The organism is Hyphomonas sediminis, assembly GCF_019679475.1.
GTDB classification, from domain to species: domain Bacteria; phylum Pseudomonadota; class Alphaproteobacteria; order Caulobacterales; family Hyphomonadaceae; genus Hyphomonas; species Hyphomonas sediminis.
Map to the genome: position 1 here is coordinate 512,379 of NZ_JAIEZP010000001.1, position 25,166 is coordinate 537,544.

Sequence of the window (25,166 nt, forward strand, 5' to 3'; positions counted from 1 at the left end):
ATGGCAGCGAAATTCCCGACATAACGGACTGGATCATCCTGATCTCCGAAAAATATTCCGCCTGGGGAGCTTCAGGCGACCCCAAGGTTAACGCATATTTTACGGCGCATGGTTGTAGATAGGTTAATAGAAGACATAGGCGGAAGGCAGGATGACTTTCTCCGTAGATCTGGACCTCTGGTCACCCCAGAAAGGTCCCGTGCAGGATGCAGAAACCCGTGCTCGCACGGGAGATGGCCGCGGCAAGGACTTTGCCAGCAGCCTTTTGGGCGTTCCTGCTAATTCGATCCCCGAAACCAGCCGAAGCCTTTTCGCAGGGCCCGCAGATGCGCTGACATCGCTGAACGCGGTCAATCTGCATGCCCCCCGGGCCGACGCCGCGCCGGAAACTCTGCTCGGGCCAACTGACCCCAGCAGTTTCTCCGGGGCGCTCGCCATATCCACCCCTCCAGCGGCAGATCTCGCCGAGAGTGACGCCGAGGACGCGGCCTCCAAACCATCCGTGCCAACCGACGAAGCAGACCCGGAACGGGCCTCGATTGCGGCTGCGGCAGAAGACATAAAAGCCGATCCGAAAGCTCTGATGGATGCCGAATCAACGCAATTGCCCGCTGGGCTGCCCCTCCCCCCTCTTTCCGCTGAAGTGGCCGATGCGACAGCCTTCTCGGAAGCTGCGCTGATCACGGACCCTTCCGCGCAAGAATTGGTATCCGAACAATCCGCAACCGCCCAAGATCTGCTCCGCGCAGGCGGCCCTGGGCGCGCTGAAGGAGAGCTGGAGCCGGACCGCGACGACCTGACGGCCACTGACGATGCAATGCCAGTGCCCGTTGCCGCCCCAACCGCCGCCGCTACCGTGCAACCCGATGCCAAGGCCACAGGCATAACGATCACGCCCCCGGAGACGTTCGTTGCAATGACAGCCGGCGTCAGCAAGCAGGCACAGGCCGTCGACAGTGAACTCAATAACGGCCAGCTTGTTTTTGAGATGAGCAATGTAGTCGACGGCGACAGTCCTGCAGTTGGGACTGCGCCTGCCGAAGGCGGCCTCAACGTAACCGATGGTAACTCAACCGCGCGCGCGCAAGCGCCGGCCTCAAACGACAATTCGGCGACGACTTCTGACGAACCCTTACCTCGCCTTCCGGACGCCCGCCCCGCAGGCGAGGCCGCAATGGCGGCCGCCGCAACGACAGAAACAACCTCTTCCCTGGCAACAGCGACAACAGGCAGCGACGCCTTCGCGTCCGCTTCCTCAAGCTCGTCGCCCTTCCTCTTCGGCCCCACTTCCGGCCACTCCCCTATCACCGCTCAAGCCGCGCTCAGCCAACCGGTTTTGCAAACAGTGCCAACACATGCGGTGATGGTTGCGACCGCGAGCGAGCTCCCTGGCATCGTTGCGCGCTCCTCGACCGAGGCTCAGGATGACCGCGTCGTTGTGCAACTTGATCCGCCCGAGCTTGGCCGCGTCTCCATCGACTTCAAATTCGACGCTCAAGGCCTGCAGCATGTAACCATCACGGCGGAAACGCCTGAAGCCATGCGGCAACTTCGCCAGATGCACTTTGAACTGACGCAGGCCCTGGAACGAAATGGCCTCTCCGGCCAAAGCATGAGCTTCCAGCACCAGCACCCCCAACAGGACAATTCCTGGGGACAGCAGACCCGCATGGCGGGGGCAAAATTCGACACACCGGTCCTTTCGGGCAATGGCCTTGTCATTGCAGCCGACAGTGGCCCTGGAAGGCAGGCAGCCTCCGGCGGCCGGCTGGACATCAAACTTTAGGAGCGCCTCATGGCCACCGTCAGTTCTGCAACCGCTAATATTGGCTCCGAGTTCAACAACTTCATAAAGTTGCTGACGGCGCAGGTGCGCAATCAGGACCCCCTCTCTCCGATGGACTCCACTCAATTCGTCGAACAGCTGGCAACATTCTCCAGCCTTGAACAGCTCGTGAACTCCAACAGCGCGCTTACGAATATCGCGACGATGATCAGTGATCTGACCGGCTTGATGGCGAGCGAATGGCTCGGCCAGGAAATAGGCTTCGAATCCGCCTACCGGCCATTTACCGGTGAAGCGGCAGAATTCTCTTATGAGGCACCCGGCGGGACAACAAAAAGCGTCCTTTCGATAACGGACGCGGACGGCAATGTCGTCTGGAGTGAAACCCTGGATCCCGATCAGACGAGCTTCAGCTGGAATGGTGAGCTGACCGATGGTGGCACCGCCACCAAGGATGCCATGTATAAATTCACAATCGACCGCTACCAAGACAACACATATCTCGGCGCCTCCGTGCCCGAAATCACCACGCGGGTGACCGACATAATCAGTGAAAATGGAACGCTGCGCCTTGGCACCAAGGCCGGGCTCACGGTCGACCTCGCCCAAGTTCGCAAGCTGTAAAATCGAAGGGGCGCTCCACGCGCCCCTTCACCAGCTGACAGTATGTGGGGGCGGTGATGGGGGAGCCCGCCCTTCAACCCCGCCCTAGCGGCTGGCGCGCAACCGGACCCCGGTGTGTGATTCCAGATCCGATTCCATTGGGAAGCCGGCGATATTGGACGCGCCACCTTCTACCCGGAACTCCGAGATTAGGCGCGACAGTTCCTGTGCTTCGTTGTTCATCGAATGACTTGCCGCAGTCGTTTCTTCCACCATTGCGGCGTTCTGCTGAGTGAACTGGTCCATCTGGTTCACTGCGACGTTCACTTCGGAAAGTGCAATCGACTGTTCTTGAGCTGAGGCGGCAATATTTTCTACAAGGCCGTTTATCTCGACAACCTTGGTCGCAATGTGACCGAGCGCCTCTCCAGCCTGACGTACATAACGCCCGCCTGCCTCGATATGGCTCGAGCTGTTGGAGATAAGCTCCTTGATCTCGCGGGACGCTTCCGCTGAGCGCTGCGCCAGCGCGCGCACCTCGGTGGCAACCACTGCAAAGCCCCTACCAGCATCACCCGCTCTCGCCGCTTCGACACCGGCATTGAGCGACAGAAGATTGGTTTGGAATGCAATCTCTTCCATAACGCTGATGATACTGCCGATCTGGCCCGAAGAAGTCTCGATCTGGCTCATCGCTGTCAGCGTCTGCTTCATGACGTTTTGAGCGGTTTCGGCGTCAGTCCGCGCGACAGTCACCGCCTGGCTTGCTTCCTTGGAGGCGCCGGCCGTACCGCGAACGGTCGTGGTCACCTCTTCAAGTGCAGCCGCTGTTTCTTCAAGGCTCGCCGCCTGCTGCTCCGTTCGCATGGCGAGATTGTCCGCAGACGAACTGATGCCAGCGGCTTCGGAACTGATCCCGTCGGCGCTACCGGCGATCTTCTTCATTGCTGCCTGCAGCTTGGAGATCGACTGGTTGAAGTTCTGGCGCAGTTCCTCATAAACACCTGGGAACGGTTCGGCGATCCGGTGCGTGAGATTGCCGGACGAGAGCTCCGCGAGGCCCTTGGCGAGACCTTGCACAACGAGCGCTTGTTCATTCTCTCGGGCGACGCGATCTTTCTCATTCCGCTCGCGCTCCTCCTCGATATCCGTGATATCGTCGGCAAGCTTCACGACCTTGAATGGGCGCCCCAACTTATCGACAATTGGATTGTAGGAGGCATCGAGCCAGATTGTTTTGCCGCCGCGCCCCACCCGGCGGAACTTGCCAGCCTGATAGCGCCCTTCGCCGAGCTGTTTCCAGAATTCCTTATACTCTTCGCTGCGCCGATAGTCGCCATCCACAAACATGGAGTGGTGCTTGCCAACAATCTCTTCTCGAGAGTATCCGACGGTCCGGCAGAAGTTCTCGTTCGCACCGGTGATGCGACCATCAAGCGTAAATTCAATCAGCGCTTTGCCCCGATTGAGCGCATCCAGAATGCCGGCATTCGACCGCTGCGCGGTTACGTCTTCCCAAGTCAGCGTGGTGCCGACATACTTACCCTTCGGGTCCATGATAGCGCTGACGTTCAGCTCGATCTTCAGATCACCGATCGCAATATCTGTTTTATAGGGCAGCCGGGAGGGATCAGCGAGGATCGCGCGCTGATGCGCCGGGTTCTTGTGAAAGACATCAATGCAGACGCCGATCATCTTGTTGGCGCTAAAGTCCGGCCAAAGTGTCTTGAAGGCGTCCTGGTGTCGGTTGAGAAGGTCGATCGTTGCCTTGTTGATAAACTGAACCTTCAGGTCCCGGTCCACCATCATCATCGCTGAAGAAGAGCTGTCAAACGCTGAACTCTTGAATACTGCTTCGTTGCTCGTGGAGGTCTGCTTGCGACCAAACTTTAGATCGATGCTCATGGATGGTGTCCTCAGCCCCGCTGATTGCCCCGCGGATGCCCGCGCTTAGAATGGAATAGATTTATCCGGACACGTATGAATGAGGTGTAAAATCAAAGACCCCGTGACCACCCTGAACCGCAGAATTGCGCCAGAATAACAAAACGACCATTCCGGATCTTTAGTCTGTATCCCTACTTTTTGGCAGCCCAAATGAAACCGACGGAGATTGCGTCGACAGTCGACATGCAATCTTTCTCGAGCACCTCAGAAGAGGCTTACGTCGCCTGCATCTTTGGGCGCGGGGAGTGACGGCGCCGCCTTAACCGGATCTGGAATGTCGCTCAGAAACATTTGCTGCGCCTTGCCTGTTACTGGCCAGAACCGAACTCTGCGGGCGTTCTTGCCTCCAAGGCTTTCACCCACACACAGAATTCCTTCCCGGATCAAAAACTGTTTCGCGAAAGCAGCGTTGCGCGCGCCTATAACGCTGAGCCCTTCAATCATGCTCGCACCACCAAATAGCTTCGCTTGCAACCGATCCTTCCGCGCGCCCCGCTTCATCAAATCGTTGATGAGAAGCTCCATCGCATGGGCCCCGTAAAGCCGAGCCTCTGATTCGCCGCTCGTTACATCTGGCAGAAGAAAGTGATTCATTCCGCCGATTCTGGATTTTTCATCCCAAAGACAGGTCGCGACACAGGATCCGAGGATCGTCATCAACACCGCTTTCGGATCATCCGATACGGTATGAGTTCCCTGGATGACGTGAACCTTCGTCCATTCCGGCCCCAATTGATCGAGCGCTGGCATCCCCTACCCTCTCTTCGCGCAGAGGCGTAGCGCCTGCGCGCCAATTTCCGTAATCGGATACTCACGCTCGACACCGCCCGCCAGCATCGCTGCTTTTGGCATTCCATAAACGATAGAGGATGCCTCATCCTGACCAATCGTTGCGCCACCTTTTCGGCGAATCTCGACCATGCCTTCAGCGCCATCGCGCCCCATACCGGTCAGGATCACGCCAACAACGCGGCTCCCATACCTGGAAATGGACTTGAACATCATGTCGACCGACGGTCGATGGCCCGAGACAGGCTCTCCAGGCACCAGGCGGCACCGAAGCGCAGAAGTACCTTCAATTCCGAGGTGGCACTCGCTTCCCCCAGGCGCCAGATAGACCTTTCCTACATCCAGCGGTGCTCCGTCGAACGCTTCACATACACTGGCGCGGCAATTCTGGTTCAGACGGGCAGCAAAGCTGGTGGAAAAGCTTCCCGGTATATGCTGCGTAATGACCGTTGGCGGGCAGTTCACCGGGAACCGGGAGATGACTGACATCAATGCCTCAACCCCGCCCGTCGAAGCGCCGATCGCAATCATTTTGTCGGAAGGCTGATAGGCCTCTTCAACAATGCCCCTCCCCTCGTCTTGCCCGCCATGGCGCCGCGGCGCCAGGACGGCCGCGCGGAGAATATCGGGGAGCGGCTCCAAGGCCGTCATCACATTTCCGCGCAGGGGTTTGGCGACGCAATCAAACGCCCCGAGGGCCAGCGCATCAACCGTTGCGTCGGCAGCGCCCTGCGTCCAGGACGACACCACAACCACCGGCATGGGCCGAAACTTCATAAGCTTCTCAAGGAACGCCAGGCCATCCATGCGCGGCATTTCAAGATCGAGCGTCAACACATCCGGATGCAGCCGATTAATGGCATCTCGCGCCTCATAGGGGTCTGCGGCCTCGCCGACGACTTCAATATCGGATTCCCGTCGGAGACGGGCAGCAATGACCGCACGCAACGTCGCCGAATCGTCAACGATCAAAACTCGTATGGATTTTCGAAGTTGATGGCGAGGTGCGGCGGCAGCGGTCATTCAAGGATGCTCAGTGTAGGTTTCCATGACGGCGATTGGTGATCAGAAGTCCTGCCAATCATCACTGTTCCACGACGACGTGGCAGCAGGCGCCATGGCACCAGATACTGCCCGGCGCACGGGGCGAACTGTCGGAGGATTCGCCGGCGCTTCCACTGGCGCGGGTGCTTTCGCTCGTGGCACGAGAGGCGCCGCCGTAGGCCGCTTCGCAGGCTCTGGCGCACTCGTCGCGCGAGCCGGAGCAGCGACGCCGTCGCCCAGCGAGAAACGCCTCACCAACTTCATCATCGCGGAAGCCTCACTACTCATGGAGTGGCTGGCTGATGTCGACTCCTCTACCATCGCTGCATTCTGCTGGGTAACGTGATCGAGCTGGTTCACCGCCGAATTGATTTCGGAAAGGCCTGTTGCCTGTTCGCGAGACGTTGCCGCAATTTCCGACATCAGCTGCGCGATGCCGGTCACCGAAGTGACAATCTGTGACAGCGCTTCGCCCGCCTCGTTTACGAGACCGGAACCCTTTTGAACTTGCTGAGAGCTCTTGGAGATGAGCTGCTTGATCTGCCGGGAGGCCTCGGACGAGCGCTGCGCAAGCGCGCGCACTTCGGATGCAACCACCGCAAAACCGCGGCCCGCATCCCCAGCCCTCGCCGCTTCCACACCCGCATTGAGCGCAAGCAGGTTGGTCTGGAAAGCTATCTCATCAATGACAGAGATGATCTGAGAGATCTGGCGTGACGATTCTTCAATCTCACGCATTGCCTGAACCATGTCCTGAACCACAACGCCGCTCTGCTCTGCATTCTGATGAGTCGCATCGACGCTTTGGTGCACTTTGCCTGCGTTTTCCGCCGACAGCTTAACGGAGGCCGTCAACTCCTCGAGAGCGGCAGATGTCTCTTCAAGAGTTGCCGCCTGGCTCTCCGTGCGCCGGGACAGCTCATCGGCGGCGCGGCTGATCTCCGTCGCCTCGTTCTGCATGCTGGACGCGTTGTCGACGACATGGCAGATGGTGGTTCGAAGCTGCTCAAGCGCCCTATTGAAATCAGTCTTTAGCTCTTCATACTCTTCGCCGAAGCTCTCGGTTATATTTCCTGTCAGATTTCCATCTGCCAGCATTTTTAGCTGTGTCCGGAGTGTATCGACAATCCGCATCTGGCGCGCTGCCGTGGAGGCCTGACGTTCGATGGATGCAAGACGCTCGTTTTCAGCGGCTGATATATCAAAGCCGCACTTTACGACCTTCACGACATTTCCTGCCGCATCAACAACGGGATTATATGATGCCTGAAGGAAAATGCGGTGGCCCTGCCGCGTAACGCGCGAGTGCGTACCGGCCTGTGCTTCACCGTTCCGCAACCGATCCCACAGGTTTCTGTACTCGGGACTCTTCGCATAAACAGGGTCGACAAACATTGAGTGATGCTTGCCAACGATATCCGGCAACTCGTACCCCATCGTCGCGAGGAAGTTGCGGTTCGCCGACAGAATTGTTCCATTCGGAGCAAACTCGATCATCGCCTGGGAACGCTCAATCGACGATAGGATGCCGTCCAGGTTCTGGTGCCTACCCTCGTCAACGGAGATATTGACCGCAACAAGACTGTACTTTCGAACCGCGCCGGATTTGCTCAGCACAGGAACGACTATCGCTTCGATCCAGGTCGCCTGCCCCTTCCGGACAATCACCTGCAGCTTCGCGCCGCGTGCATCGCTTCTTTCAGCACTTCTGAAAACGTCATCAAGCGGGCCATCCCCAGGCCGGGCTGAGAAGATCTGACCGTAGTGCATCCCACGGATCTCGGATTCGCGAACCCCGGAGATCTGTTGGAACAATGGATTGGCCGAGACGAGCTTTCCTTCCGGGGAGAACTCTGCCCGCATCATACGCTGATCCAGGGCGGACAAGAAATCCTGGCACGAAGCTTTTTCCGAAGATTGCATGAACATAGCTGACTTCCTGCGGTCTTAAGCGTGGGTTGAATAATGTTTGCGGACCGCCCGATAGCGAGCATCAGAAAAGCAGGACATCTCCGCCCTCGCTTGACTTGGCCGCTTTCAGAAGTTGATCCCGGAAATTTATTGGCCGAACGCCCTCCGCTGCCTCTACGAGCGTCCAGGCGCGATCCGACGTGATGCAATGGTGCAGCCGCTCGGCGAGTTGTGCGACCGCCGCCACGCCCTGCGTGGCGTGATCAAGCGACTGCATCTCCGCCGGCAGCGCGCTTACGCCCGCTGCTTCAAACTCCATGGAGAGCACGTCCTGCAACCGCAGGAGCTCGATCTCAAAGGTCCGCAAAGCGCCAGAGATGCCTGCAAAGGCTTCCACAATATCTCTTGCGACCTGCGTGGGTTCGTATCCAGACGCATCTGCCATCAGAGCGGCCCCACGACCTGCTCGATGCAGGTCTTCAAGGATGCCGAGGTGTAGGGCTTGAACAACAGGTTGTTCAATCCGAACTCCCTCCCCTTGGCCATGAGCGAAGGATCCTTCGTGCCCGTCACCATAATAAAGGCAACACGCATGACTTGTTTGTGCTCCCGAAGTTTCTTGAGCAACGTCAAGCCGTCCATACCGGGCATGTTGTAATCAGAGATCACCAGATGGACAGGCTGTCCGACGATCTGGCGGAGCGCCTCATCTCCGCTGTTGCAGGTCACCACTGTTCGTATACCGACCTGTTCCAGCGCCTGCTCCATCAAGCCGCGGCTGGCCGACATGTCGTCTACGACCATCACACGGATATGATCTTTGAGACTCATACTTTATCTCCTGTTTGACTGGGGGGCAGGCGGCGCTGGGTCATCACTGCCTCTGATATGTTGTGATGCCGCACAGGCTGAAATCGGACTTTCTTGTCTCCGAAACACGCTCGGAATGGCCGATCATCAGCCACCCCCCTTTTCGGATGGACTGAGCCATCCGGGACCAAACGAGTTCCTGGGCCGGAGAGTCAAAGTAAATCACGGTGTTGCGGCAGAAGATGACATCCATGGGATACTTCATCGGCCAGGGTGACCGTTGAATAAGATTGAGCGGGCGAAACGTGACGAGCGCCCGGACGTCGGCGCTCACTTCGCTTGTTCCGTTCTGTCCCGGCGCGAAAAAGCGACGCTTCCGATCTGGCGAGATATCTCCCAGCTGGTCGTTCCGATAAACTCCCTGCTCCGCAGTCTTTATGGACAGGGGATCGATATCGGTTGCCAGGATCTTGATGTCATGATCAGCCACGCGCGGCTCGGCTTCTAACAGCGACATTGCGATCGTGTAGGGCTCTTCACCGGTCGAGCATCCAGCCGACCACAGCCGCACTCGGTTACCCTTGCGCGCCGTTTCCATGAGCGCCGGAACGACCGTCTGCCTCAGGAAATCGAAATGATGCGACTCACGAAAGAATTTCGTGACATGCGTTGTGAGCAATGAAACAAGGTGGACTTGCTCTCGCTCGCCGCCAACGGACTCCACAAAATCGAAGTACTCCGAAAACCGCCGCATGCCGAGCGCGCGCAACCGCTTGGTAAGACGTGCGTAAACCAGTGTCTTCTTGGACGGATCAAGTTTCACGCCTGAAAGCTTGAGAAGGATCTCATAGGCTCTACCGAAGTCGCCTTCAGTCATTTGAAACTCGGCCGTTGCCGGTGCGGTGGAGCTTTCCAAAGGCGACATCAGGCAGCCACTTCCCTCGTCACCGGCAGCAACACTTCCAAGTCGATCATGCGAAGCATCCGGTCTTCATGCGAAATCACGCTGGAGACGAACGCGCTCGTCTTGGCGGAACCCACATCCGGTGTTTTCTGAAGGGCTGCATCGGATACGGACAAAATATCGGAGACCGCATCGACTACGATGCCCCAGAGTTGATCTCGAATCTTCACGACAATGACCACGTGCCGGTCTGACGATCCAGTTGGAGGCAACCCCAGGCGCGCGGCCAGATCAACGATCGGAATCACCGAACCACGGAGGTTGAATAAACCCTGCACATATTCGGGTGAATGCGGCATCGGCGTGGGTTGCGCCCATCCGCGAATTTCCCGCACGACCGCAATGTCGACGCAGTAATCCTGACCCGCCGACACAAAGGCTACAAATTCGCGCCCTACCGCGTTCTTAGCTCGCTCTTCGAAGTCCATCTGCCATCTCCGGTTTGTTCGAAAGACTCCAGAACGCATCGTCGCGGCCAGCGGCCTTGATGCTCAGCATTTCCGGATCGAGGATAAGGGCGATCTTGCCATCGCCCAGTATGGTTGCAGCGGCGATGCCATCTACACGCTGATAATTCTGCTCCAGGCTTTTGATCACCACCTGGCGTTGGTCGAGGATGTTATCCACGGCAAAGGCCCGCAGACCGAGGGTCTCATGTTCCACCAGGACAAAAACCTGCGAGTCGAAGCATTCCAGAGGCTCTCGGAGCCCCAATGCCGCGCCGATATCAATGACCGGTATGAATTCACCTCGCACCAGCACAACCGGCCCATCAGCGGCAAGCATATGAATGTTTTCTGGATGCGGCTTGATGGTTTCAGAGATCGACGTGAGTGGTACAACTAAAGTGTGGCTCGACACCTGCACGAGCATTCCGTCCAACAGCGCAAGCGTCAGCGGAAGGGAAATTGAGAACGTCGTCCCCTTCCCCGGAACCGACCGTATGGAGATCTTACCCCCAAGGGCTTGAATGGAGCGCTTTACAACGTCCATTCCCACGCCGCGACCGGACAGATCAGACACCTTCGAGGCCGTTGAAAAACCGGGCAGAAACAGAATGTTGTCTATCTCTCCAGGCGTCAGGACTGCTTCTTCCGGGATGAGTCCCTTCTCAACAGCTATAGCACGCACACGGTCTCTGTTGATTCCGCCGCCATCGTCGGCAACCTCTATCACGACCCTCCCTGAACGGTGGGCCGCGCTCAACGAAATGGTTCCCTGCGCGGACTTGCCCGCCTCAAGACGCGCGTCATTTTTCTCTAGGCCATGATCAACCGCATTCCGAACCATATGGGTCAACGGATCGGACAACTGCTCGATGACTGTCTTGTCTATCTCCGTCATCTCACCTTCAATCTCGAGACGGACGTCTTTGCCTGTTGCGCTGGAAGCTTCGCGCACAACACGCGTCATTCTTTGGAAGAGCGATCGGACTGGCTGTGCACGGATGGCTAGAACGCTATCCTGAACTTCGCGTACAAGCTGCTTGAACTCATCGAGCCCCTTGGAAACAGATGTTTCGACTCGGACATCGGAGTCCAAGACGGATTGCGACAGCATAGCCTGATTGACCACCAGCTCCCCAACGAGATTGATGAGCCGATCAACACGATCGAGATCAACTCTGATCGTGCTATTGCTGTTATTGTTGGCGGCAACTTTCGCTGTCCCGCCTGTCGGCACCTTCTCAGCAACTGCCGGGGTGCTTCCTGCATCAGGGTGCGCCTCGATTTCCGCCGGCACTGATAGCTCAGCAGCCGCGTCTACCTCCGGCCCGCCCAATGACGGGAGTCCCAACGCTTCGCCCTGTTCGGCCTCCAGTTGCTGAATTGACAGCTCGCAGTCGCCCTCAAAGAATTCAAAAGCCTCGCGAATTGCCTTGTCATCTTCCGCTTCAACCTGGATCTCCCAAGAAATGTAAGCGCCCGACGGCTCCATTTTCTCGAGTTCTGGCAAAGCGTTGAGCGACGCCGACACCGTCAATGGACCGATCGCCGCCAACTCGCGCAAGACGATCGCTGGCTCCCCGCCATTGGCGAGCATTGTAGCCTTGGGCTGAAAATAGATCTGGAAAACTTGCGCTTTCCGCTCGGGAGGCGCCATGTCCATTCCGAAGTCGAAACCGAAATCCATTGGGACCGGCGCGAAGTCATCCTCATTGGCATCGACTGGCGCTTCGCCAGAAGCTGAGTTCGCGCGGATCTCCCCCACGAGCTGCTGGGCCATCTCTTCAGGCGCCTCGGTGCCGTATTCGGCTGCGCTCACAAGCTCGCTCAAAACATCGGCGGCCCGCAGCATCAGATCGATCAACGGGCGGCTCGGCTCCAGGCGGCGTGAACGTAGATCATCAAGCAGCGACTCAAACTCGTGGGCAAAGTGCACGAGAGCATCGAAGCCGAACGCTCCTGCGCCCCCTTTGATAGAGTGCACCGCGCGGAAAACGGCATTGACCGTTTCCGGATCATCCGATCCGCCCTGCAGCTCCAGGAGACCAGACTCCGTTGCTTCAAGCAGCTCCCGGCACTCGATAAAGAAGGTTTGGCGGATTTCATCCATCGGATCTGACATGGCGCGCCCCGCTTACACCGTTACCCGGCGGATTGCCGCGATCAGCTTATCGCGATCAAAAGGCTTCACGATCCAGCCCGTCGCTCCGGCCTGGCGCGCTTTGTCCTTCAGTTCCGGCGCGCTTTCTGTCGTCAGCACAAGGATTGGCACCGTTGGGCGAACGTTGCCGTGGCGAACGGTATTGATCAGGCCAAATCCATCCATACGCGGCATGTTGATGTCTGTAATGATCAGGTCAGGCCGGAGCTCCTCCACTCGCTCAACACCATGCTGCCCATCTTCGGCCAGATGAACATCGAATCCGGCACTGGTCAGCGCTTGCTTGACCATGTCACGCATGGTCCGAGAATCATCAACGGCAAGAATCTTGAGCGTCATTGGAGTGCAACCTCGCATTCAATATCTGACGAGGAGAGCCCGAGACGCTCCAGCGACTCCAGCCACTCTTCGGAAGGATTGAGGATCTTCAGCCCACGGCCATCTCTCCGCGCGGACTTAGCCGCAGCGAGCATGACCTGGATGACGGCTGTGCCGGCAAATTTTACCGCTGAAGCGTCAAACTCGATCTGTGATCCGCTGGCGGCAAGAATAGCGTCCCGCAGGACGACCGCTTCATCGGTGAACATCTGCCCGGCAAGGGTGATCGGCTCAGAACTCATCTTTATAGCCCGCACGACAATCAATCGGGAGTAACCCGCCTGCTTCTCGATAGGTTTTATTTCTTACGACAAAGATAAGATTGAACTTATGCGGTATACATATGGTTCAGCATAACAGAACAACTGTTTCGCAAAGTATAGATTTAGAAAAAACAAAACGCCCAGTCCGGTTACTTTGTCCCCGAACGTGAGCGTTTGCAATTTTACGGACACCCAAGGCATCACAATTTGCACTGTATCCAAGACGAACCAGAGCAACCAGATGGAATAACAAAACCTTCGTTCGGATAGAGATCCGCACACCATCGGTCGCCCTGGCCCCAAAAACACAATTGGCCACGCTTCGCGTGGCCAATTGCTAGAAATACTTAGTTGGGTGCGGTCGACTGGAAAGCCTGGAGGATCAGAGATCCTGTCGGGCGATGTCGAGGATCAGAATGTTCTTGATACCCATGTCGGGGAACTTCTTCTGCAGCGCGCCCAGAATGAGAGATCGAACCGTCTCGTAGTTCTCGATGCTCGTCATCGACTGAAATGTCCGCCCGTCGCCGCTGATCTCGATGAGCGTCGTCATCACGATGTCTCGCAGCACAGGTTCCTGGGAGAAGAGCTTGTCTGAAGTCGCCGCGTCGGATTCGATATTGATGTTGAGAATGACAAGGCTAACCACCTTTTCATTCTGAATAATCGGAACGACGAACTCACGGCTGAAACGGAAATAGGCCGACTCGCCGCTGGACGCCCCGCCTCCATGCCCATCCTTCTTGGCTTTCTTGTCGCCGCCATGGGAGTCTTTCTCTTTCGGCGCATGGCCATCGGAAGAACGCTCCTCGTGTACGCTGGCCTCAACCTCTGTCTTGGAGGCCGCAGAAGCGCTTTCCCCGCCTCCACGCATCATATGTCCCACGACGCCCCCGAGGACCACGCAGATAACAGCGACAAGAGCGGTGATGAGGTGCTTCATGAAATGGCCTAGAAAGGAATGATACGGTCTAGAAGTTTGGTTCCGGCCTTGCGGTCGGTTGCTGAAGACGCGTCGCCGTTGCTTACATAGGCAAGCTTGGCATCGGCGATCTTTTCGTACGAAACAGTGTTCGTCCGGGTAATGTCCTGCGCGCGAACAACTCCGGATACCGTCAGATAGCGGACTTCATTGCTAACGCGGGTCTGTTGATATCCTTGAATTACAAGATTGCCATTCGGCTCAACGCCGACGACGCGCGCCGCTAGCGTAAAGGTGACCTTCTCGGCTCGGTTCACCGCGCCCGATCCATTCTGATTGGAACTCCGAGTGTAATCCACACCGGGCGAAAGGCTCGCGCCACCCGGAAGGACGCCATTGGCCCATTCCGGCAGGCCGAACAGAGCATCTACACTCATATCGTCGCTCGCCGCGCGGCTCCGCGACAAGGAGCTTTGCAAGCTAGCCTGGTCGTTCATTTCCACTACGACCGTCAACAAGTCACCCACTTCCTTGGCCCGGCGCATGCTGAGCAGAGCTGTAGGAGCCGTTTCCCAGAGCGAAGCGTTCTGAACGGTCGGGTCGGCCGGCTCAGGTACAGTTCCTGGATAACCAGTGTATGCGATCGGCGGCTCAAAGTCCGGAACTGTTTGTGCAGAACTTGCGCAGGCAGCTGCGGCGACCGCGACCATCGGAATTGCGAAAAGCGCTTTCATTGTGCGAGAACCCATCCTTCTTCCTGAACGATGCCTTGAACCAGTTGACGCGACTGCAAATTCAGTATGCTGACTGGTTCATTCAGAGCCGCCTCACCCATTGCGCGACCAGTGGTCGTGATCTCAAGACCACCTTTTATATACTTCACCGTCACGATTTGATTGCGGGTCACAAGCCGCGCAGGGCGCGTGTTGTCCAATGTCACCTGTTGACCAGCGTAGATTGTCCGCTTTGCCTCGCGGCCGATGACCTCTTCGCTCGAGGGCGCCGCGTCGCCTTCCTCCAAGGAAACATTCGCCGTTGTTACAAGGTCGCCCGCACGGATCACATCGGACGCGATCAGCGAAGATGCGTCCACCAAAATCAAGGCGGCACTCAAACCTATAGAAAACATAGCACTCATGTCGCTACCTGATCCGGTTAGTGACCGAGAGCATCTCATCGGATGCTGAGATCACTTTGGAATTGAGCTCGTAGCCACGCTGCGCCTCAATGAGATCGGAGATCTCCTGCACAACGTCGACAGCGGAGTCTTCGATGTAGCCTTGGCGGATATAACCTACGCCTTCTGTCCCAGGAATGAGACGATTGGCCGGCCCGGATGCTTCGGTCTCGCGATACAAGTTGTCCCCCATCGCCTCGAGCCCCTTCTCGTTGACGAAACGGGCCAGAGAAATGCTTCCGATCGGCTGGCCTGCCGCTTCGTTGGCAAAATAGGCGACTACTTCGCCATCCCGGCTAATGGAAATCCGCTCGGCGTCCGCCGGAATGACGATTCCATCCGCCAACGGAAAACCATCGGATGTCACCAGCTCACCATCGGGGCTGCGGGTAAGCTTGCCGTCCCTTGTGTAGGCCGGATCACCCGACGGCAGCGTAATTTCGAGATAGCCATTGCCGTCAATGGCGATATCGAGTTCGGCATTGGTCTGGCGCAACGCCCCCTGGGTCAGCTCCATCGAAACAGTTGTCGGGCGAACGCCGGTACCCAGCTGAATACCAGCCGGCACAACGGTTCCCACCTGAGACGTGATCGTACCTGGCGTCAGGTATTGCTGATACATGAGATCGGCGAATTCCGCCGTCCGCGGCCGATATGCGGTCGTACTCATGTTGGCGATGTTGTTCGAAATGACTTCCACCCGCATTTGTTGGGCGGCCATCCCGGACGCGGCGATCTGCAATGACTTCATAGGCGTCTCCTACACCTGATTCAAACGGTTCAACGTTCCCGCACAGCTGAGATCAGCTGGCTGATGCGCTGGTCCTCCTTCTCAAGAAGTGCCTGACCCGCTTCATATGCGCGCTGCACCTCAATCATCCGGGCCATCTCCAGCACCGGGGAAACATTCGACTGTTCCAGCGCGCCCTGAACGAGCTTGGCGTCCTGCGCCTGCACGACCCCTTCGGCAGCACTAAAGAGTGTATTGGAGTCGCGCATCAGAGCGCCGTTGGCAGTCATGATGCCGATCTGATCGATGATCTGGCCATTACCGGTAATGGTTCCGTCCTGCCCAAACGCAACGTCAACCACCTCGGCCGGAATGGTAATCGGATTGCCGCCAGCGCCTAGCACAGCATTCCCCTGGCCATCGATCAATTGTCCTTGCGCGGAAAGCTGAAAGCTCCCAGCGCGGGTGAGGCGTTGACCTTGCGGCGTGTCGACCATGAAGAATCCGTCGCCCTGGATAGCTAGGTCGAACTGGCCACCGGTGAACTTCAACCCGCCCTGCTCCATCTGATAGGCATGCCCACCCAGACCGCCCATCGAGAGGGATTGCTGGGGATCGTCCCCGGTCGGAACGAGGAACTCAGCGAAAATCGCGCGGTCCGATTTGTAACCCGTCGTGCTAGAGTTTGCGAGGTTGTTGGCGACAACCTGCATTTCCTGCATCAAGCCTTGCTGACGGGTCAAAGTGGTGAAGATCGAACTCGACATCAGTCTGCCTCCCCTTCCAGAGATTCCAGCGCCATCCGCGTCGACATCAAACGTCCGGAAACGCCCGCCAGGTTTACTGGTTCCGGCGCGGTCGCATCCCCAGCAGCAGCTGTCTTCAGCGCAAGCACGCGGTCCGCGCGCGGCTTGAATGCCGGGTCAGAAATGTTCCCGGCGGCGTCATAGACATTTTGCGGAACAATCCAGCGACCGCTTGCGGCATCCTGCTCAATCAGGACAAGGATCGTTTCCGGATTCAGCTCCAGCCTAGATGCATAACTCTGCAGCTGGGCTGGGTCATTCGCCTCAATTGAGCTCAGCGCTGCCACCAGGCCAATCTGCAAGCTCGACGGATTTTCCGCCGCAAGCCGATACACGGAAGGATAGTCCTTGAGACGGTAGGCCAAAGTTGCGCGCTGTTCCGTCACCGTATCCAGAGGCTGTGTCTTTTGCGACAGCTGGTCTGCCAGCGAAGCAAACCCTAGGCGAACAGCCTTGAGCGTCGCTTCTTCAAAAATCTCGGTACGCTCTGCATATTCGTCGAGCAGTCCGGCCTCAACGCTGAGCGCTTCAATCGCTGCCAGATTATGGAGCGGATCTTCGCTCGCCAAGTCCCGCTTCACGCCGCCAACGAAATGCGTCCGGATCTCCTCCTGCGCCGCCGCGCTTTGCATGTTCTCGCGGCCCGCCATGTCCAGCATGGTCAGATAGCGGGACTCGGCGCTCAGCTCGTCGAGCACAAACCGCATGCCGGCACGGATGTCCTCATCCCGTTGGGACTGCTCGATCTTCACAAGCATGCCGTCCAGCAGAACGGCGCGAACAGGTGCATCAATGATCCGGCCATGGCGGATCAGCGCAAACAGCGCGTCTTCCTGGAATCGTCCCTGCAACAGGAACGCGCGAATGCGCGCCTCAGCTTCGGGGCTGCCCTGGCTCAGATCCAGAATGGCTGTCGCGAACTGCAGCTGCGTGGAATCAGCGACTTCGTCCTTGCTGAAGGAAGCCAGCATCTTCTGCGCCAGGAAACGTCCACCCGTCGCGTCCAGCGTCGGCACAGTGAGCGCTGTCACGCTTGTGCGCAGCTGCAAGGGAAGATGCCGGAATTCATTGAACGTGTTGTCGAGATGCGCAATGCCATCACTGCGCCCTTCGACCAGTTGTGCCACCCCGAGCCAGAACTCGGCCTGCTCGTAACAACCCGCAAGCTCCTCGAAGTACCCGACATTCGTCCGCATACGGCGATCAAGCAGCAGCGCGACTTGACGCAGCACCTGCTCATCCGCCGTCTTGGTATTGCGGAGATTCATAATTGCTTCGGATCCAAGGTCGAGCGCGATGTAGGCTTTTGCCAGCCGCGGATCATCAGCTGACGCAACACCATCTGTCAGAATCCGGGTCCGGTAGTTCAGTATGTCGGCATAGCTGGAGACAGCTTCGAACTCGGTGAAATCGAGCGGATACGGACGGCTGCAGTCAAGCGCGGCGACCGGCTTCGGAAGCACGACTTCTTGGAGCGCCCCCTCCTCCCCGACTGCGGGCGGAGCAGTCTTTGCTCCCGTGCCCGAACCGGCAGGCGCCAGAATACCTTCATCGAGCGCGTCACGGACGAACTGATTGAATTCGCTGGATAATTCTTCCTTACGTGCGTCTGGCCCCGCCGCCTTTTCCGCCGGTTTGGCAGCAAAGACGGGCGGAGCCAGGAGCGCGCCACAAAGGAAGAGCCAGAGGATTCGCCTCATGCCGCCTGCTTCAGCCCCCTGACCGCTTGCTCCATCTCGTCGAATGTCGGGCGCACCCTTGCAGGCGCCTGCCGGCGAGCGACCTCAACACAGATGTTCACCGGGTTCTTGTGCAAGTTGGACACCAGCACCTGCCCGATCATCGTATAGAAGAAATGCTCCTCGGAGCGGATTGACTTTACGCGGGCAGCAAACGGGCCAACCACGCCATAGGCGAGAAACACGCCCAGGAATGTGCCCACAAGAGCGCCGCCAATCATTCCGCCCAGAACTTCCGGCGGCTTGTCGATGGATGCCATGGTCTTGATCACGCCCAGAACGGCCGCGACAATTCCGAGCGCCGGCAATGCGTCCGCCATCTGCTGGAGCGCGTGAGACCCATGAAGGCGCTCCTCCAACAGGCTCTCGAGATGCTTGTCGAGCAGCTCTTCGACCTGATGCACATTGTCGAAATTCATGATCATCGATCGGATCGTGTCGCAGATCATCTCGATCGCTTCGTGATCCTTCAGGATACGGGGATACTTTGTGAAGATTGGCGACTCGTTGGGCGCTTCGATGTGCGGCTCGATGTCGACCGGGTTTAGCTTCAGGATGTTGAGCAGTTCATGCATCAGCAGAAGCAGGTCCTGATAGTCCTTCTTCTTCCATTTCGGGCCCGAGAAGGCGGCGCCGACATCCCCAGCCGTATGCTTCACCGTGTTGAAATCATTGGAAGCGAGGAAGGCGCCGGTGGCGGCGCCTCCAATCATCATCATCTCGAAGGGAAGTGAGTGCAGGATAATTCCGAGCTTGCCCCCGGCGAGCATATAGCCGCCGAAGACCATCACCATGGTGACCACCAGGCCAAGTATCGCGTTCAAGTGCCTATCTCCGTGTACCAATAACCGCGCCGCTTCTCTCTTGAGCGGCTGCGGGCGATCTTTCCTGACTACATCTTCGCGACTTCCTGCGAGAAGGGTTCAAGCATGGGTTCCGTAATCTTGAGCGCGCGCTGACGCTTCCAGACCCCCAGTTCACATTGCCCGATTTCAATTTGACCGCTGACGGTCTCCGCATTCAGGAGCACCGACCGGGGATCGGTATCTGGCAGCGGAACAAGGTCGCCAACTTTCAGACGAGAGCATTCGCCTATCGTCATTGATATTTTATCAAGAACCGCCTCAACTCTTATAGGAGAGGCCATGACGCTGTCCCGAACCAGGCTCGAGGTAACCGGGCGCTTGTGATCTGAAGTGCGCCGCTCGGCTTCATGCGCGCAGCCCATAAGATAATCGAGGTCGAAAACGAACCAGACCTGCGAACGCAGCGCTTCGGGCATCACCGAATACGCGACCACAAGATACCGGCTGTCCGGTTCGAAATTGCCGGCAACCTGCACCGGATCGCAAAGCGGAGACATGCTCGTATCCGCCTCATGACCTTCCAGAGCCCCTGAAACGCCGCGCCACAGGGAGACGGCAGGCGCTTCGAACATCAGCTTCAGAAAGAGAGAGGAGGCTTCCTTGGCACTCTCGAAATCCTGATTCAGGCGCCGGGCAACGACCCTGGCCGCCCCAGGGGCGTCAGTTGCGACGGCGCAAAGACCCGGAGAAACCATAGAGCTAAAAAAAAATGCCGTGCGGCGCTCCAGCGCCTCCAGCGCGGCTGCGCCATCGTAAACACGCCGAAATTCAGGTTGTTGCACGAGGCTGCCATCAAGCGCCTCGGTCGCCCACACGGACGCCGCTTGGTGGAGATTGTCCCAGAAATCCTGATAGCGCAGGATCGTCGGCGGCAAACCCGAACCTGCTCCCATCATTTTCCGCAGCACGGAGGACATACCCCACCCCTTTGGGATTAAACGATTCCAACGACTCTTAGTGCTGAGGAATTGGTTGAGGAATGGTTATCGGATTGGCCCAATCCTTACCTCCAGCCTACGCTCTTAATTGAGCATGCAATGGTAAAAGCCACCCAAGCAGAAGCAAAATTGGTGGTAGAAATGGCCGCGGATTCCTCAGTACGAGAACCGACCATTATTAAGCGTAAGAAGGTCTACAAGGCGGACGGCCATCATGGCGGCGCCTGGAAAGTCGCGTATGCCGACTTTGTGACCGCTATGATGGCGTTCTTCCTGCTCATGTGGTTGCTCAACGCCACCACTGAGGAGCAGCGCAAGGGCATTGCCGACTATTTCAGTCCCACCATCCCGATCAGCCGGATCTCTGGCGGCGGTGCCGATGGCCTCAACGGTTCCTCGATCTTTGCCGAAAACACCTACGCTAAGATGGGCACGGGCGCGAACCGTAAGGAAACCGTCGAACATCCCGCCTACGGGAATGGAAAGTCGGAGTCTGAATCGAAATCCGAAAGCATGACGGACGCCGCCAAACAGAATGACGAGCAGCAGATCGCCAACGAACTTGAAGACCTCAAGGAGTCGCTTGGCGAGGAGAGCCGCCAACTGTCGGAGCATCTGATGATCAAGATGTCGCCGGAAGGCATTGTGCTTGAAATCACCGATTCTGAAAGCACTCCCCTCTTCCCGCTCGGCCGCAGCGAGCCGTCTGAAACGATGATCCAGCTTATCGCGGCCGTGTCGGACTCGTTTGGCGAATTCGATAATGATATCAAGATCGTCGGCCACACGGACAGCCACCGCTATCGTAATGGCGCAGTCTATGACAACTGGAACCTTTCGGCAGACCGCGCGAACGCTGCGCGCCGGCTGCTGATGGAACGCGGCATCCCGGCAGGACGCATCCGCGAAGTCTCGGGCAAGGCCGACATGGACCCCTTGATAAAGGACGACCCGATGGCCGCGCAGAACCGCCGGATTTCAATCACGATACTGACGAACTGATTCAAACCTCGTGAAAAGGTTTCACGAAAGTTAAAAAATTCGGATAACAGGAGTTATCGGCTTATTTACGAGTTGCCTCCAATTTGCGTGATTATCTGACGCAGGAGCAACCAGATATGAGCATCTCATCCTCCCTGAACGCGGGGGTTATGGGGCTAAGTGTCAACGGCACTCGCCTCGCCACCATTTCCGACAACATCGCAAACTCCGGCACCTACGGCTACAAACGCAGCGCCGTGGATTTCTCGAGCATGGTGCTCCATCAGAAATCCTCTGCCTATGCGGCAGGCGGTGTCCGTATCGACACCTACAAGGATATTGCCGCAACCGGCTCACTGGTTCGCACCGGCAGCGCAACCGACATTGCTGTCTCTGGTCGCGGCCTCATTCCGGTGACGGACAATTCGGGGATCGGCTCCCTGTCGTCAGAACGGCAGATGATGCTCACATCTACCGGCTCCTTCTATCCCGACCAGAACGGCTATCTGCGCACGCAGAGTGGCCTGTTCCTGCTTGGCTGGCCGGCGGATGCCAATGGCAGTATCGGCAATGTCAGCCGCAATAGCGGTCTGAACCTCGAGCCGGTCAACATCGCCACGTCGCAGTTCACAGCATCACCGACCACGAGCATTGAGCTCGGGATCAACCTTCCGGCCGATGCGACCAATGCAGGTGGCCCCGGTGACCCCTACCTCCTGCCCGTCGAGTATTTCGACAACCTTGGACGTGCCCAGACGCTGACCCTTGAGTTCACGCCCGTCGTGCCGGGCTCCGGTTCGTCAAACGAGTGGAACGTTCGATTCTTCGACAGCGCCGGCAACCCGGCCACGTCGCTGGGCGACCTGAACCTGGTCTTTGACGACACCGCGCTCAATGGCGGCCGTATTTCTACGGCAACTGCTGCTGGCGGCGTGACGTATGATGCCCCCACCGGCCGCCTGTCGATGAACCTCGAACACGGTCCGGTGGAAATCTTCATCGGCCGCCCGAACGACAGCGCCGGCATGACGCAGCTCGCCGGTTCCTACTCGCCGACCGCCGTGACCAAGGATGGCGCGCCGCTGGGCGACCTCCAGTCCGTCGAGATCGATGCAAACGGATACCTGCAAGCAGTCTATGATACCGGCCTGCGCCGCACACTCTACCAGATCCCGGTTGGCGACGTTCCCAACATGAACGGCCTCAACTCACTGGATTCTCAGGCTTATTCGGTCTCCGCATCCAGCGGCAGCCTCTATCTCTGGGATGCGGGCACAGGCCCCGTCGGGACCGTAGCTGGCTACTCGCTGATGGAATCGACGACCGACATTGCCGCCGAGCTGACCGATCTGATCGAGACCCAGCGCGCCTATTCGTCGAACGCAAAGATCGTCCAGACCGTCGATGAAATGCTCCAGGAAACCACGAACCTGAAGCGCTGACGGACAGACAGGAAGACCGGGCTAAGTGAGCATTTCAGCCGCCCTCAACGCAGCACAATCCGGCCTTCAGGTCTCTGGCCTGAGAGCCGAGGTCGTTGCAAAGAACGTCGCGAATGCGAGTACGCCGGGCTATGTCCGGCGTTCTCTCGTTATCAGCGAGCTCATGGTTGGGTCCCAGACGGCCGGCGTCACCTCCAATGGGGTGGCTCGCGTTCAGGACAGTGCGATCAAGAGCCAGCGGCGGGAGCTTACCAGCGACGTGGCGCAAGCGACCGTGCTCGCCTCCACCTGGCAATCCATCGCTACCCGTGTCGGCAGCACTGCTGACGGCACGGGTCTCTTCAGCGCCTTCTCAAAATTCGAGACAGCGTTATCAACCTCCATCACCTCCCCTGAGTCCACGGCGACCACTGCTGCGCTGCTCGATGCTGCCAAGGGCATCGCCAGGGAGCTCAACAGTCTGTCCGCTTATGCCGCACAGGCCCGCTCCGAAGCCGACAGCGAGATTGCGCAAGGCGTCGAAACGGTCAACGCGTCCCTCAAGCAGATCCAGGATCTCAACAAACGGCTGTCGGGCATGGACCGCACCTCCGAACAGGCCGCGATGTTGTTGGACGAACGCCAACGCGTTCTCGATACGATTGCTGAATACCTGCCGGTGCAAACCGTTCAGCGCGACGGCGGCACGATCGACGTGCTCACAACCCAGGGCGTCTATCTGATCAACGGCAGCAGCGTTCAGGAAATCGAGTTCACCCCCTCCAACAGCTTTACGTCCGACAGGACGCTGGCAGGCGGACAGCTTTCCGGCATTTCCGTAAGCGGAACGGATCTCACACCGGGATCCACCTCCTTCGGCGCAGTCTCGGGCGGTCTTTTTGGCGCGCTGTTTACACTCCGCGACGCCGACCTTCCGGCCTTCATGGATCAGCTGGACATGGTGGCAAACGATGTCATCACAAGGCTCTCCGATGACAGCATCGACCCGACCAAAACGCCCGGCGAACAAGGCCTGTTTGTTGATCCCGCCGGCGGCAGCACGCTTGGGCTTGCGTCACGTATCTCGATCAATGCGGCCATCGATCCGGCGCAGGGCGGCGAAATCTGGCGCCTGCGCGACGGCATCGGTGCCGCCACCTCCGGCCCGCCCGGTGACTCCACCATCCTTTCGGCCATGTTTGACGCTTTCACCCAGGTGAAATCCATGACCGGTGCCGGCCTGCAGGGCTCCTTCTCCGCAACCGACCTTACGGCCCAGCTCTCCTCGCTGGTCGGCCAGAAACGCGTTTATCAGGACTCTGTTCTTGCCTCGACGCAGGCCCAGCACCTGACGCTCGTCGAAGCCGAACAGTCCCTCACCGGTGTCGATGTCGACCAGCAGATGGAAGAATTGCTGCTCATCGAGCAAGCCTACTCCGCCAATGCGCGTGTCATCCAATCGGCGCGCGACATGATAAACATCCTGATGGAGCTCTGATCCCATGCGTATCATTCCTCCGAACAGCATCGTCTCGGCCTCTTTCAGTCAGAGCGTGTCGGACCTGCGTGCGCGCGCGACGGTGGTCTCCCAGGAATCGGTATCAGGACAGTATGCTGACCTGACCGCCCATCTGGGTGGCCGCATCGGCGACGCCATGATGGGTCGCAAGGCTCTCGACGACATTGCAAACCAGCGCAGCCTTCTCGGCATTCGCGAGGGCCGTCTGGACCTGACTCAGAAAAGCCTTGGGGGTATCCAGGAGCGGATCTCCGGTCTTGAAGTGCAGATGCTCAGCGCCGTTGGCTATGGCGACCAGTCTGCCCAAACGCTGGTCGCGCGCGATTCGAAGGCCGCGCTGTCCGACATTTTCTCGACGCTCAACGTACGCCACGGCGACCGCTTTCTTTTCTCGGGCGACGCCACAGCCACGCGCCCCTTCGACTCGACCGAGCAACTGCTCGATGATGTCCGCCAGATTGCACAGACCGCAGTCAGTCCTGCAGACTTTGAAACGCAACTCGACGACTACTTCAATTCGCCCACAGGCGGTTGGCAGACGTCTGTCTATCAGGGCGCTGCAACGGCGACGGACCCGGAAAGCGTTACCGCGGTCGATCCAGCGCTCACGGAGGTTATTTCCGGCCTCGCCGTCATGGCGCTAAGCGGTCAGGACGACAATATTTCCCTGTTCCGCCAGAACCCGGATATCGTGAGCGGCAGTGCAAACCGTCTTGGTTCAGGCTCTACCGCGCTAACCAATCTGCGCACAGATGTCGGCGTGATGCAGGAGCGGGCCAGCAAGGCCCAGCAGGGTCTCGACACGGAAGAAACCATTCTGAACGGTGTTTACAACAACATGGTTGGACGCGATCAGTATGACGCTGCGACCGAACTCAAACAGATCGAAGCGAGTCTTGAAGCGGCGTACACGCTGACCTCCCGCCTCTCGAATCTCAACCTCTTGAATTTCCTGAGGTAGCCCC

Annotated in this window: 25 protein-coding genes; 6 read left to right on the top strand and 19 right to left on the bottom strand. The window is 58.2% G+C overall.

The genetic code is table 11. The annotated features are described in order from the left end of the window. The first annotated feature begins 151 nt into the window (after positions 1 to 151). Together fliK and K1X12_RS02500 are read left to right on the top strand one after the other, a co-directional pair. Entirely contained in the window at positions 152 to 1,786 is a 1,635-nt protein-coding gene (gene fliK / locus K1X12_RS02495; protein ID WP_220986061.1) for a flagellar hook-length control protein FliK, read from the top strand. 9 nt (positions 1,787 to 1,795) lie between these two features. After that, entirely contained in the window at positions 1,796 to 2,410 is a 615-nt protein-coding gene (locus K1X12_RS02500) for a flagellar hook assembly protein FlgD (RefSeq protein ID WP_220986062.1), read from the top strand. An 84-nt stretch (positions 2,411 to 2,494) separates the two neighbouring features. On the opposite strand, the gene K1X12_RS02505 is transcribed toward K1X12_RS02500, so the two are convergent. From K1X12_RS02505 to K1X12_RS02595, 19 genes are all read right to left on the bottom strand, one after another. Next, positions 2,495 to 4,294, bottom strand: a complete 1,800-nt coding sequence (locus K1X12_RS02505; protein ID WP_220986063.1) for a methyl-accepting chemotaxis protein — start codon at positions 4,292 to 4,294, stop codon at positions 2,495 to 2,497. 246 nt (positions 4,295 to 4,540) lie between these two features. Further along, positions 4,541 to 5,086, bottom strand: coding sequence for a chemotaxis protein CheD (locus tag K1X12_RS02510; protein WP_220986064.1), 546 nt, complete (start codon positions 5,084 to 5,086; stop codon positions 4,541 to 4,543). Between the two features lie 3 nt (positions 5,087 to 5,089). Beyond that, positions 5,090 to 6,148: a protein-glutamate methylesterase/protein-glutamine glutaminase gene (locus K1X12_RS02515; RefSeq protein WP_220986065.1), complete on the bottom strand. Its 1,059-nt coding sequence runs from the start codon at positions 6,146 to 6,148 to the stop codon at positions 5,090 to 5,092. Positions 6,149 to 6,190: 42 nt separating this feature from the next. After that, positions 6,191 to 8,098, bottom strand: coding sequence for a methyl-accepting chemotaxis protein (locus K1X12_RS02520; RefSeq protein ID WP_220986066.1), 1,908 nt, complete (start codon positions 8,096 to 8,098; stop codon positions 6,191 to 6,193). Positions 8,099 to 8,162: 64 nt separating this feature from the next. Continuing rightward, positions 8,163 to 8,525: a hypothetical protein gene (locus K1X12_RS02525; RefSeq protein WP_220986067.1), complete on the bottom strand. Its 363-nt coding sequence runs from the start codon at positions 8,523 to 8,525 to the stop codon at positions 8,163 to 8,165. Then, complete coding sequence (locus tag K1X12_RS02530) at positions 8,525 to 8,911, bottom strand: response regulator (protein ID WP_220986068.1); 387 nt, start codon at positions 8,909 to 8,911, stop codon at positions 8,525 to 8,527. Before K1X12_RS02530 ends, K1X12_RS02525 begins: the two co-directional genes overlap by 1 nt. 43 nt (positions 8,912 to 8,954) lie before the next feature. Then, the gene (locus tag K1X12_RS02535) at positions 8,955 to 9,815 is read right to left on the bottom strand and encodes a CheR family methyltransferase (RefSeq protein WP_220986069.1); all 861 of its coding nucleotides are present in this window, start codon (positions 9,813 to 9,815) and stop codon (positions 8,955 to 8,957) included. After that, positions 9,815 to 10,282 carry a chemotaxis protein CheW gene (locus K1X12_RS02540; RefSeq protein WP_220986070.1) on the bottom strand — a complete coding sequence of 156 codons (468 nt, stop codon included), beginning with the start codon at positions 10,280 to 10,282 and terminating at the stop codon, positions 9,815 to 9,817. Before K1X12_RS02540 ends, K1X12_RS02535 begins: the two co-directional genes overlap by 1 nt. Further along, positions 10,260 to 12,422, bottom strand: coding sequence for a chemotaxis protein CheA (locus tag K1X12_RS02545; RefSeq protein WP_220986071.1), 2,163 nt, complete (start codon positions 12,420 to 12,422; stop codon positions 10,260 to 10,262). Before K1X12_RS02545 ends, K1X12_RS02540 begins: the two co-directional genes overlap by 23 nt. Before the next feature lie 12 nt (positions 12,423 to 12,434). Then, complete coding sequence (locus K1X12_RS02550) at positions 12,435 to 12,800, bottom strand: response regulator (protein WP_220986072.1); 366 nt, start codon at positions 12,798 to 12,800, stop codon at positions 12,435 to 12,437. Next, entirely contained in the window at positions 12,797 to 13,081 is a 285-nt protein-coding gene (locus tag K1X12_RS02555) for an STAS domain-containing protein (RefSeq protein ID WP_220986073.1), read from the bottom strand. Before K1X12_RS02555 ends, K1X12_RS02550 begins: the two co-directional genes overlap by 4 nt. Before the next feature lie 403 nt (positions 13,082 to 13,484). Next, positions 13,485 to 14,045, bottom strand: coding sequence for a hypothetical protein (locus K1X12_RS02560; protein WP_220986074.1), 561 nt, complete (start codon positions 14,043 to 14,045; stop codon positions 13,485 to 13,487). An 8-nt stretch (positions 14,046 to 14,053) separates the two neighbouring features. Continuing rightward, positions 14,054 to 14,758, bottom strand: a complete 705-nt coding sequence (locus K1X12_RS02565) for a flagellar basal body L-ring protein FlgH (protein ID WP_225907847.1) — start codon at positions 14,756 to 14,758, stop codon at positions 14,054 to 14,056. Next, entirely contained in the window at positions 14,755 to 15,162 is a 408-nt protein-coding gene (flgA, locus tag K1X12_RS02570) for a flagellar basal body P-ring formation chaperone FlgA (protein WP_220986076.1), read from the bottom strand. Before flgA ends, K1X12_RS02565 begins: the two co-directional genes overlap by 4 nt. A gap of 4 nt (positions 15,163 to 15,166) precedes the next feature. Beyond that, positions 15,167 to 15,952 carry a flagellar basal-body rod protein FlgG gene (gene flgG, locus K1X12_RS02575; RefSeq protein ID WP_220986077.1) on the bottom strand — a complete coding sequence of 262 codons (786 nt, stop codon included), beginning with the start codon at positions 15,950 to 15,952 and terminating at the stop codon, positions 15,167 to 15,169. A 29-nt stretch (positions 15,953 to 15,981) separates the two neighbouring features. Further along, on the bottom strand, positions 15,982 to 16,698 hold the full coding sequence (locus K1X12_RS02580; protein ID WP_220986078.1) for a flagellar hook-basal body complex protein: 717 nt from the start codon (positions 16,696 to 16,698) through the stop codon (positions 15,982 to 15,984). Next, positions 16,698 to 18,437, bottom strand: a complete 1,740-nt coding sequence (locus K1X12_RS02585) for a hypothetical protein (RefSeq protein WP_220986079.1) — start codon at positions 18,435 to 18,437, stop codon at positions 16,698 to 16,700. The genes K1X12_RS02580 and K1X12_RS02585 overlap by 1 nt, the downstream gene beginning before the upstream one ends. Continuing rightward, positions 18,434 to 19,300: a flagellar motor stator protein MotA gene (motA, locus tag K1X12_RS02590; RefSeq protein ID WP_220986080.1), complete on the bottom strand. Its 867-nt coding sequence runs from the start codon at positions 19,298 to 19,300 to the stop codon at positions 18,434 to 18,436. Before motA ends, K1X12_RS02585 begins: the two co-directional genes overlap by 4 nt. 68 nt (positions 19,301 to 19,368) lie before the next feature. Further along, positions 19,369 to 20,259: a FliM/FliN family flagellar motor switch protein gene (locus tag K1X12_RS02595; protein ID WP_220986081.1), complete on the bottom strand. Its 891-nt coding sequence runs from the start codon at positions 20,257 to 20,259 to the stop codon at positions 19,369 to 19,371. Between the two features lie 162 nt (positions 20,260 to 20,421). Here K1X12_RS02595 and K1X12_RS02600 point away from each other — a divergent pair, with 162 nt between their 5' ends. The 4 genes from K1X12_RS02600 (at position 20,422) to K1X12_RS02615 (ending at position 25,162) form a co-directional block, all read left to right on the top strand. Continuing rightward, positions 20,422 to 21,282 carry a flagellar motor protein MotB gene (locus tag K1X12_RS02600; RefSeq protein ID WP_220986082.1) on the top strand — a complete coding sequence of 287 codons (861 nt, stop codon included), beginning with the start codon at positions 20,422 to 20,424 and terminating at the stop codon, positions 21,280 to 21,282. Between the two features lie 116 nt (positions 21,283 to 21,398). Then, the gene (locus K1X12_RS02605; protein ID WP_220986083.1) at positions 21,399 to 22,703 is read left to right on the top strand and encodes a flagellar hook protein FlgE; all 1,305 of its coding nucleotides are present in this window, start codon (positions 21,399 to 21,401) and stop codon (positions 22,701 to 22,703) included. Between the two features lie 25 nt (positions 22,704 to 22,728). Then, positions 22,729 to 24,180, top strand: coding sequence for a flagellar hook-associated protein FlgK (gene flgK / locus K1X12_RS02610; protein ID WP_220986084.1), 1,452 nt, complete (start codon positions 22,729 to 22,731; stop codon positions 24,178 to 24,180). Between the two features lie 4 nt (positions 24,181 to 24,184). Beyond that, the gene (locus tag K1X12_RS02615) at positions 24,185 to 25,162 is read left to right on the top strand and encodes a flagellin (RefSeq protein ID WP_220986085.1); all 978 of its coding nucleotides are present in this window, start codon (positions 24,185 to 24,187) and stop codon (positions 25,160 to 25,162) included. Positions 25,163 to 25,166: the final 4 nt, after the last annotated feature.

Bases quoted from the DNA above. Each gene is read 5' to 3' on its own strand.
- fliK (WP_220986061.1), top strand. From the start codon at position 152: ATGACTTTCTCCGTAGATCTGGACCTCTGGTCACCCCAGAAAGGTCCC.
- K1X12_RS02500 (WP_220986062.1), top strand. From the start codon at position 1,796: ATGGCCACCGTCAGTTCTGCAACCGCTAATATTGGCTCCGAGTTCAAC.
- K1X12_RS02505 (WP_220986063.1), bottom strand. From the start codon at position 4,294: ATGAGCATCGATCTAAAGTTTGGTCGCAAGCAGACCTCCACGAGCAAC.
- K1X12_RS02510 (WP_220986064.1), bottom strand. From the start codon at position 5,086: ATGCCAGCGCTCGATCAATTGGGGCCGGAATGGACGAAGGTTCACGTC.
- K1X12_RS02515 (WP_220986065.1), bottom strand. From the start codon at position 6,148: ATGACCGCTGCCGCCGCACCTCGCCATCAACTTCGAAAATCCATACGA.
- K1X12_RS02520 (WP_220986066.1), bottom strand. From the start codon at position 8,098: ATGTTCATGCAATCTTCGGAAAAAGCTTCGTGCCAGGATTTCTTGTCC.
- K1X12_RS02525 (WP_220986067.1), bottom strand. From the start codon at position 8,525: ATGGCAGATGCGTCTGGATACGAACCCACGCAGGTCGCAAGAGATATT.
- K1X12_RS02530 (WP_220986068.1), bottom strand. From the start codon at position 8,911: ATGAGTCTCAAAGATCATATCCGTGTGATGGTCGTAGACGACATGTCG.
- K1X12_RS02535 (WP_220986069.1), bottom strand. From the start codon at position 9,815: ATGTCGCCTTTGGAAAGCTCCACCGCACCGGCAACGGCCGAGTTTCAA.
- K1X12_RS02540 (WP_220986070.1), bottom strand. From the start codon at position 10,282: ATGGACTTCGAAGAGCGAGCTAAGAACGCGGTAGGGCGCGAATTTGTA.
- K1X12_RS02545 (WP_220986071.1), bottom strand. From the start codon at position 12,422: ATGTCAGATCCGATGGATGAAATCCGCCAAACCTTCTTTATCGAGTGC.
- K1X12_RS02550 (WP_220986072.1), bottom strand. From the start codon at position 12,800: ATGACGCTCAAGATTCTTGCCGTTGATGATTCTCGGACCATGCGTGAC.
- K1X12_RS02555 (WP_220986073.1), bottom strand. From the start codon at position 13,081: ATGAGTTCTGAGCCGATCACCCTTGCCGGGCAGATGTTCACCGATGAA.
- K1X12_RS02560 (WP_220986074.1), bottom strand. From the start codon at position 14,045: ATGAAGCACCTCATCACCGCTCTTGTCGCTGTTATCTGCGTGGTCCTC.
- K1X12_RS02565 (WP_225907847.1), bottom strand. From the start codon at position 14,758: ATGAAAGCGCTTTTCGCAATTCCGATGGTCGCGGTCGCCGCAGCTGCC.
- flgA (WP_220986076.1), bottom strand. From the start codon at position 15,162: ATGAGTGCTATGTTTTCTATAGGTTTGAGTGCCGCCTTGATTTTGGTG.
- flgG (WP_220986077.1), bottom strand. From the start codon at position 15,952: ATGAAGTCATTGCAGATCGCCGCGTCCGGGATGGCCGCCCAACAAATG.
- K1X12_RS02580 (WP_220986078.1), bottom strand. From the start codon at position 16,698: ATGTCGAGTTCGATCTTCACCACTTTGACCCGTCAGCAAGGCTTGATG.
- K1X12_RS02585 (WP_220986079.1), bottom strand. From the start codon at position 18,437: ATGAGGCGAATCCTCTGGCTCTTCCTTTGTGGCGCGCTCCTGGCTCCG.
- K1X12_RS02595 (WP_220986081.1), bottom strand. From the start codon at position 20,259: ATGTCCTCCGTGCTGCGGAAAATGATGGGAGCAGGTTCGGGTTTGCCG.
- K1X12_RS02600 (WP_220986082.1), top strand. From the start codon at position 20,422: ATGGCCGCGGATTCCTCAGTACGAGAACCGACCATTATTAAGCGTAAG.
- K1X12_RS02605 (WP_220986083.1), top strand. From the start codon at position 21,399: ATGAGCATCTCATCCTCCCTGAACGCGGGGGTTATGGGGCTAAGTGTC.
- K1X12_RS02615 (WP_220986085.1), top strand. From the start codon at position 24,185: ATGCGTATCATTCCTCCGAACAGCATCGTCTCGGCCTCTTTCAGTCAG.